The following is a 6,054-nucleotide window of genomic DNA, read 5'->3' as shown; positions in this document are numbered from 1 at the left end:
CCTGTTTCGCTGCATTGCGGCTTCATACATTGTTAGTAATGGGGACGCGAGGCGCTGCATTTTTGCAATGCGACCGCCGCATCCCGCGTGTGCAGTCACAAAAAATCAACCTTAAAAATTAGGGTTAAGTGGCGCTTAAACATTTGCTGCCATCGTCCGCCTGTGAGTTTCCAGAACGTGAGGCGGCTGCATTGTGCCTCACCGGCCATAAGGACGAAGCCAATGCGTAGCGTTAAGTCTCTCCTTGCCGCGGGTGCGGCAACCCTGATCTCGTCGATGGCGTTCGCCGCCGATATGCCGATCGCGGCGCCCCCGCCCATGTACGCGCCGCCGGCCCCTGCGGCCGACTTCGGCGGCTGGTATCTGCGCGGCGACATCGGCTTCAGCAATCAGAAGGTGAAGCAGCTCAACCCGAGCTTCGTCGATCCCGGCATCAGCATTGCGTCCACCCAGGGGCTCGGTTTCGACACGGCCGGCATCTTCGGCCTCGGCGCCGGTTACAGGTTCAACAGCTGGTTCCGCGCCGACGTGACCGGTGAATATCGCGGCAACGCCAATCTGCATGGTCTCCAGATCATCAATTTCAACGGCGCCCCGGCCTTTACCGACGAGTATCATGGCAGCAAGTCGGAATGGCTGATGCTCGCCAACGCCTACGTTGACCTCGGCACCTGGTGGTGCATCACCCCGTTCATCGGTGCCGGCGTGGGTGCTTCGCGCAACACCATTTCAAACTTCCAGGACATCAACACGGTGAACGGCGGCGTCGCTTACGCGCCGAACGCTTCGAAGTGGAATTTCGCGTGGGCCGCGCACGCCGGTCTTGCCTACAAGGTCAACCCGAGCCTGACGCTCGAACTCGCGTATCGCTATGTCGACCTCGGAGACGGCGTCACCGGCGCTCTCACCGACTTCACCGGTTTCACCCGCGGCCGCACCATGCAGTTCAAGGACATCACCTCGCATGACCTGAAGTTCGGCGTGCGCTGGGACCTCAGCAGCCCGCCGGTCTACGCGCCGCCGCTCGTCACCAAGGGCTGATCGGCAAGCCCCATCGCTTAATCTCTCTTAACGGCGCGGGACCCTCCCGCGCCGTTTTGCTTTGCGTATTTTTCATTGCTCGTGGCAACGAAGGGCTCCGACGCAACCATTGGTTAAGGTTAACGAGCCATGATCATGGCGAAAGTTCGAGTTCGATGGAGCGTTCCGATGCGTAGGCTTTTGTTGGCGGCGGCGATGTTGGGGACGGTGTCTGCCGCGCACGCGGCCGACATGCCGGATCTGCCGTTCCTGCGCGGCAGCTTTACGGACGGTCTGTCGAGATCCAGCGTCAACTGGGAAGGCTACTATGTCGGCGGTCAGGGCGAGTACGGCGCGATCACGTCGAAGATCTCCTCCACCATCAACAGCGACATCCAGTCGACCTTCGTCACACCGGGCCCGGCCTACAATTGGCAACCGCTCGCGTTCGCGCACAGCAACAGCGCCGGCTATGGCGCGTTTGCCGGCTATAATGGGCAATGGGACGACGTCGTGCTCGGCGTCGAGGCCAACTACATTCATGGTGGTTTCAAGTCGACATCGAACTCGGTCGGACAGACGTTCAACAACCTCAACGCGGTCATTGCCACCACCGTGACATCCGCAGTCGTCGGCGTGTCTGACTTCGGATCCCTGCGCGCGCGAGCCGGCTATGCCTGGGGATGCTTCCTGCCTTACGCCTTTATCGGTGGCGGGGTCGGCAGCCAGACCGTCGATCGCTACGCCTCGGCGTCTCCGTCGTCGGTGCAGCCTGCGACGACCTTCGCGAGCAAGAGCAAGCTGGTCTACGGTTATTCCGGCGGCCTCGGCTTCGACGCCATGCTGGTCGGCGGCCTGTTCGTCCGTGTCGAATACGAATATTTGCGGGTGACGTCGGACATCGAGTCGAACGTCAATAGCGTCCGCGCCGGGCTCGGATACAAGTTCTGAGCGCCGCGCATGGCGCCGATTGACAGGCCCTGCGAGCCCTGATGCTCTGTCGCCAGACAGTGGGGGCGGCAGCGATGCAGATCTACGGCGATACCAATTCCGGCAATTGTCTCAAGGTGAAGTGGGTTTGCGACAAGCTCGCATTGCCCAACGACTGGATTGAGATCGACACCCGTAAGGGTGAGACGCGCACGCCGCAATTCCTTGCCATGAACGGCGCCGGCCAGGTGCCGACCGTCGCCTTCGACGATGGCCGTACGCTGGCGCAATCCAATGCCATCATCCGCTATCTCGCCCGCGACAGCGCGCTGATTCCGCGCGACGCCTTTGTTGCTGCCAAGATGGATGAATGGTTGTTCTGGGAGCAGTACAGCCACGAGCCCTATATCGCGGTGTGCCGCTTCCAGCTCGTCTATCTCGGCAAGGACGCCTCCGAGCTCGACCCCGAAAAGGTCAAGCGCGGCTATGCGGCGCTCGACCGCATGGAGCAGCATCTCTCCGGCAACCGCTTCCTCGCGGGCGAAGCGGTCTCGCTCGCCGACGTCTCGTTGCTCGCCTATACCCGCGTTGCGCATGAAGGCGGCTTCGATCTCGGCCGTCATGCGGCCGTTCGCCGCTGGATCGGCGAGACCGAGGCCTTTCTCGGCCTTCCGCCGGCGCGCTGAGTCCGGAGTACCTCATGAACGCCGGAACCGTTTCCATTCGTCGCGCGCGCCGCGAGGATGTCGCTGCGATCGTGGCGATGCTCGCCGATGATCATCTCGGGCGCGCCCGTGAGCGGGCGGAGGATCCGCTGCCCCCGGCCTATTACGAAGCGTTCGAGCGGGTCGAGCGCGAGCCAAATCTCACGCTGGTGGTTGCCGAGAGCGAGGGCAGGGTGGTCGGCTGCCTGCAACTTGCTGTGCTGTCAGGCATCAGCTCGCAAGGCGGCACCCGCGGTCTGCTCGAAGACGTGCGTGTTGCCACTGATTGTCGCAGCCGCGGCATCGGCGAGCAATTGGTGCAATGGGCCATCGCGGAAGCGAAAGCGCGCGGCTGCAATCTGGTCGAACTGTTGACGCATCAGACGCGAGTGGACGCGCAGCGCTTCTACAAGCGACTCGGATTCACAGCTAGTCATGTCGGCATGACTGTCCGCTTTTGAGGCAGCTCGCCGCGCACCTTGCGCAATCAGCAAATTCGGATCGCGCATTCGTTCATGTTAAGAGCCGGTAAACTACCCAGCCGTCGTTCACGTTGAGGTGGGAACGATCGGTGCTACGGCAGCGTCAGACACCGAGCTCGGTCGGTTCGGGGATTTCGATGACAAGCTATTCGATGATCAAGGTCGGCAACGGCTACGTTGTGCAGGCCAACGACAAGTGCATTTTGAAGGTCGGCAGCCGACGCAAGGCCGCGCAATTGATCAGCGAGGCCACGGACTTGCTGAACGCGCTCGCTACGGTGGAATCCCCCGATATCGCGCCCGAAGCGCCATCACTCGCGCGTGAGGTCCCGGAACTTCCTTGACGACTCTTCCCGTTTCCCGTATCAGCCGCGGCGGGACACCTCCCCCCAACGGGAGGCTTACTATCTGGAAGGGTAGAATATGACTGTAGCGAAGCCCGCTTCGCGGCCCACCGTGCCGCATTTTTCCTCCGGCCCCTGCGCCAAGCGCCCCGGCTGGAACGCCCAAAATCTCAAGGACGCAGCGCTCGGCCGTTCGCATCGCGCGAAGGTCGGCAAGACCAAGCTCAAGCTCGCGATCGATCTGACGCGCGAAGTGCTTGAAGTGCCCGCCGATTATCGCATCGGCATCGTGCCGGCCTCCGATACCGGCGCGGTCGAGATGGCGCTGTGGTCGCTGCTCGGTGCACGGCCCGTCACCACGCTCGCCTGGGAATCCTTCGGCGAGGGCTGGGTCAGCGACATCGTCAAGGAATTGAAGCTCAAGGACGTCACCAAGCTCAATGCGGCCTACGGTGAAATCCCCGATCTCTCCAAGGTCGATCCGAAGTCGGACGTCGTCTTTACCTGGAACGGCACCACCTCGGGCGTCCGTGTGCCGAACGCCGATTGGATCAGCGCGACCCGCGAAGGCCTGACCATTTGCGACGCCACCTCGGCGGCATTCGCGCAACCCCTCGACTGGGCCAAGCTCGACGTCGTCACCTTCTCCTGGCAGAAGGCGCTTGGCGGCGAGGCCGCGCACGGCATGCTGATCCTCTCCCCGCGCGCAGTGGAGCGGCTCGAGACCTACAAGCCGGCCTGGCCGCTGCCGAAGATCTTCCGCATGACCAAGGGCGGCAAGATCAACGAAGGCATCTTCGTCGGCGAGACCATCAACACGCCGTCGATGCTCTGCGTCGAGGATTATCTCGATGCGCTGAACTGGGCCAAGTCGATCGGCGGGCTCAAGGCGCTGATCGCGCGCGCCGACGCCAACACCAAGGTGCTGGCCGACTGGAAGGCGAAGACGCCGTGGATCGACTTCCTGGCCAAGGACGCTTCGATCCGTTCCAACACCTCGGTGTGCCTGAAGTTCACCGATCCCGCGCTCACCGCGCTCTCGGACGACGCGCAGGCCGACTTCAGCAAGAAGCTGGTCGCGCTGGTCGAGAAGGAAGGCGCCGGCTACGACTTCGCCTATTACCGCGATGCGCCGGCCGGCCTGCGCATCTGGTGCGGCGCCACCGTCGAGGCCAAGGACGTTGAGCTGCTGACGCAGTGGATCGACTGGGCCTTCGCCGAGACCAAGGCACAGCTCGCCAAGGCGGCTTAACGCGTTCTAACTCATTTTCGTCATGGCCGGGCTTGACCCGGCCATCCATCGATTGAGAGATGGACCCGCGGGTCAGGCCCGCGGGTGACGTTCCGTAAATGCAGCTCGCACCACGGATCATCCCCATGACCAAGCCCAAAGTTCTCATTTCCGACGCGCTCTCGCCCGCTGCCGTGCAGATCTTCAAGGATCGCGGCGTCGAGGTCGACTTCCAGCCCAATCTCGGCAAGGACAAGGACAAGCTCGCCGAGATCATCGGCAATTACGACGGCCTTGCGATCCGCTCCGCAACCAAGGCGACCGCCAAGATCCTCGAGAAGGCGACCAACCTGAAGGTGATCGGCCGCGCCGGCATCGGCGTCGACAACGTCGAGATCCCCGCCGCCACGGCCAAGGGCATCATCGTGATGAACACGCCGTTCGGCAATTCGATCACGACCGCCGAGCACGCCATCACCCTGATGCTGGCGCTCGCCCGCGAGATCCCGCAGGCCGACGCCTCGACCCAGGCCGGCAAGTGGGAGAAGAACCGCTTCATGGGCGTCGAGATCACCGGCAAGGTGCTCGGCGTGGTCGGCTGCGGCAACATCGGCTCGATCGTCGCCGACCGCGCGCTCGGCCTGCGCATGAAGGTGGTCGCGTTCGATCCGTTCCTGTCGCCGGAGCGCGCCAAGGACATCGGCGTCGAGAAGGTCGATCTCGACGACCTGCTCAAGCGCGCCGACTTCATCACGCTGCACACTCCGCTCACCGAGAAGACGAAGAACATCATCGATGCTGCCGCGATCGCCAAGATGAAGAAGGGCGTGCGGCTGATCAACTGCGCCCGCGGCGGCCTCGTCGACGAGCAGGCGGTGGTCGATGCGCTGAACTCCAAGCACATCGCCGGCGCCGCCTTCGACGTCTTCGTCGAGGAGCCCGCGAATGCCAACGTGCTGTTCGGCCATCCCAACGTGATCTGCACGCCGCATCTCGGCGCCTCCACCAYCGAAGCGCAGGAGAACGTCGCGCTCCAGGTCGCCGAGCAGATGTCGGACTATCTGCTCACCGGCGCGATCTCGAACGCGGTCAACTTCCCCTCGATCACGGCTGAAGAAGCGCCGAGGCTGAAGCCGTTCATCGCGCTCGCCGAGAAGCTCGGCTCGTTCGCCGGCCAGCTCACCGAGAGCGGCATCCTCAAGGTCGAGATCACCTATGAGGGCCATGTCGCCGAGATGAAGATCAAGGCGATCACCTCCGCCGTGCTGTCGGGCCTGCTGCGGCCGATGCTGGGCGGATCACCTCCGCCGTGCTGTCGGGCCTGCTGCGGCCGATGCTGGGCG

At 63.2% G+C, this 6,054-nt stretch carries 7 protein-coding genes; all 7 read left to right on the top strand.

Annotated elements, in window-relative coordinates; translation table 11 throughout:
- The first annotated feature begins 222 nt into the window (after nt 1-222).
- A complete protein-coding gene (locus tag AC1D00_RS22760; RefSeq protein ID WP_404552837.1) occupies nt 223-1,041 on the top strand; it encodes an outer membrane protein in 819 nt (272 codons plus the stop codon).
- A gap of 168 nt (nt 1,042-1,209) precedes the next feature.
- Nucleotides 1,210-1,971, top strand: coding sequence for an outer membrane protein (locus tag AC1D00_RS22755; RefSeq protein ID WP_404552839.1), 762 nt, complete (start codon nt 1,210-1,212; stop codon nt 1,969-1,971).
- Nucleotides 1,972-2,045: 74 nt separating this feature from the next.
- Nucleotides 2,046-2,636, top strand: coding sequence for a glutathione S-transferase family protein (locus AC1D00_RS22750; RefSeq protein WP_477012193.1), 591 nt, complete (start codon nt 2,046-2,048; stop codon nt 2,634-2,636).
- A 14-nt stretch (nt 2,637-2,650) separates the two neighbouring features.
- Nucleotides 2,651-3,115, top strand: coding sequence for an N-acetyltransferase family protein (locus AC1D00_RS22745; RefSeq protein WP_477012192.1), 465 nt, complete (start codon nt 2,651-2,653; stop codon nt 3,113-3,115).
- Between the two features lie 173 nt (nt 3,116-3,288).
- Complete coding sequence (locus AC1D00_RS22740; protein WP_235885730.1) at nt 3,289-3,480, top strand: hypothetical protein; 192 nt, start codon at nt 3,289-3,291, stop codon at nt 3,478-3,480.
- Between the two features lie 79 nt (nt 3,481-3,559).
- The gene (locus AC1D00_RS22735; protein WP_404552842.1) at nt 3,560-4,732 is read left to right on the top strand and encodes a phosphoserine transaminase; all 1,173 of its coding nucleotides are present in this window, start codon (nt 3,560-3,562) and stop codon (nt 4,730-4,732) included.
- Between the two features lie 125 nt (nt 4,733-4,857).
- On the top strand, nt 4,858-6,054 hold a 1,197-nt coding region (gene serA, locus AC1D00_RS22730; protein WP_477012191.1), incomplete at its 3' end, for a phosphoglycerate dehydrogenase.

The organism is Bradyrhizobium sp. P2_E8 (genome assembly GCF_056403875.1).
Note: the sequence above shows the minus strand (reverse complement) of the source record. Positions and strands in the feature narration are given on the sequence as shown.

What these genes read in the sequence shown, in the direction of transcription:
- AC1D00_RS22755 (WP_404552839.1), top strand. Translation starts at nt 1,210, where the DNA reads ATGCGTAGGCTTTTGTTGGCGGCGGCGATGTTGGGGACGGTGTCTGCC.
- AC1D00_RS22760 (WP_404552837.1), top strand. Translation starts at nt 223, where the DNA reads ATGCGTAGCGTTAAGTCTCTCCTTGCCGCGGGTGCGGCAACCCTGATC.
- AC1D00_RS22735 (WP_404552842.1), top strand. Translation starts at nt 3,560, where the DNA reads ATGACTGTAGCGAAGCCCGCTTCGCGGCCCACCGTGCCGCATTTTTCC.
- AC1D00_RS22750 (WP_477012193.1), top strand. Translation starts at nt 2,046, where the DNA reads ATGCAGATCTACGGCGATACCAATTCCGGCAATTGTCTCAAGGTGAAG.
- AC1D00_RS22740 (WP_235885730.1), top strand. Translation starts at nt 3,289, where the DNA reads ATGATCAAGGTCGGCAACGGCTACGTTGTGCAGGCCAACGACAAGTGC.
- AC1D00_RS22745 (WP_477012192.1), top strand. Translation starts at nt 2,651, where the DNA reads ATGAACGCCGGAACCGTTTCCATTCGTCGCGCGCGCCGCGAGGATGTC.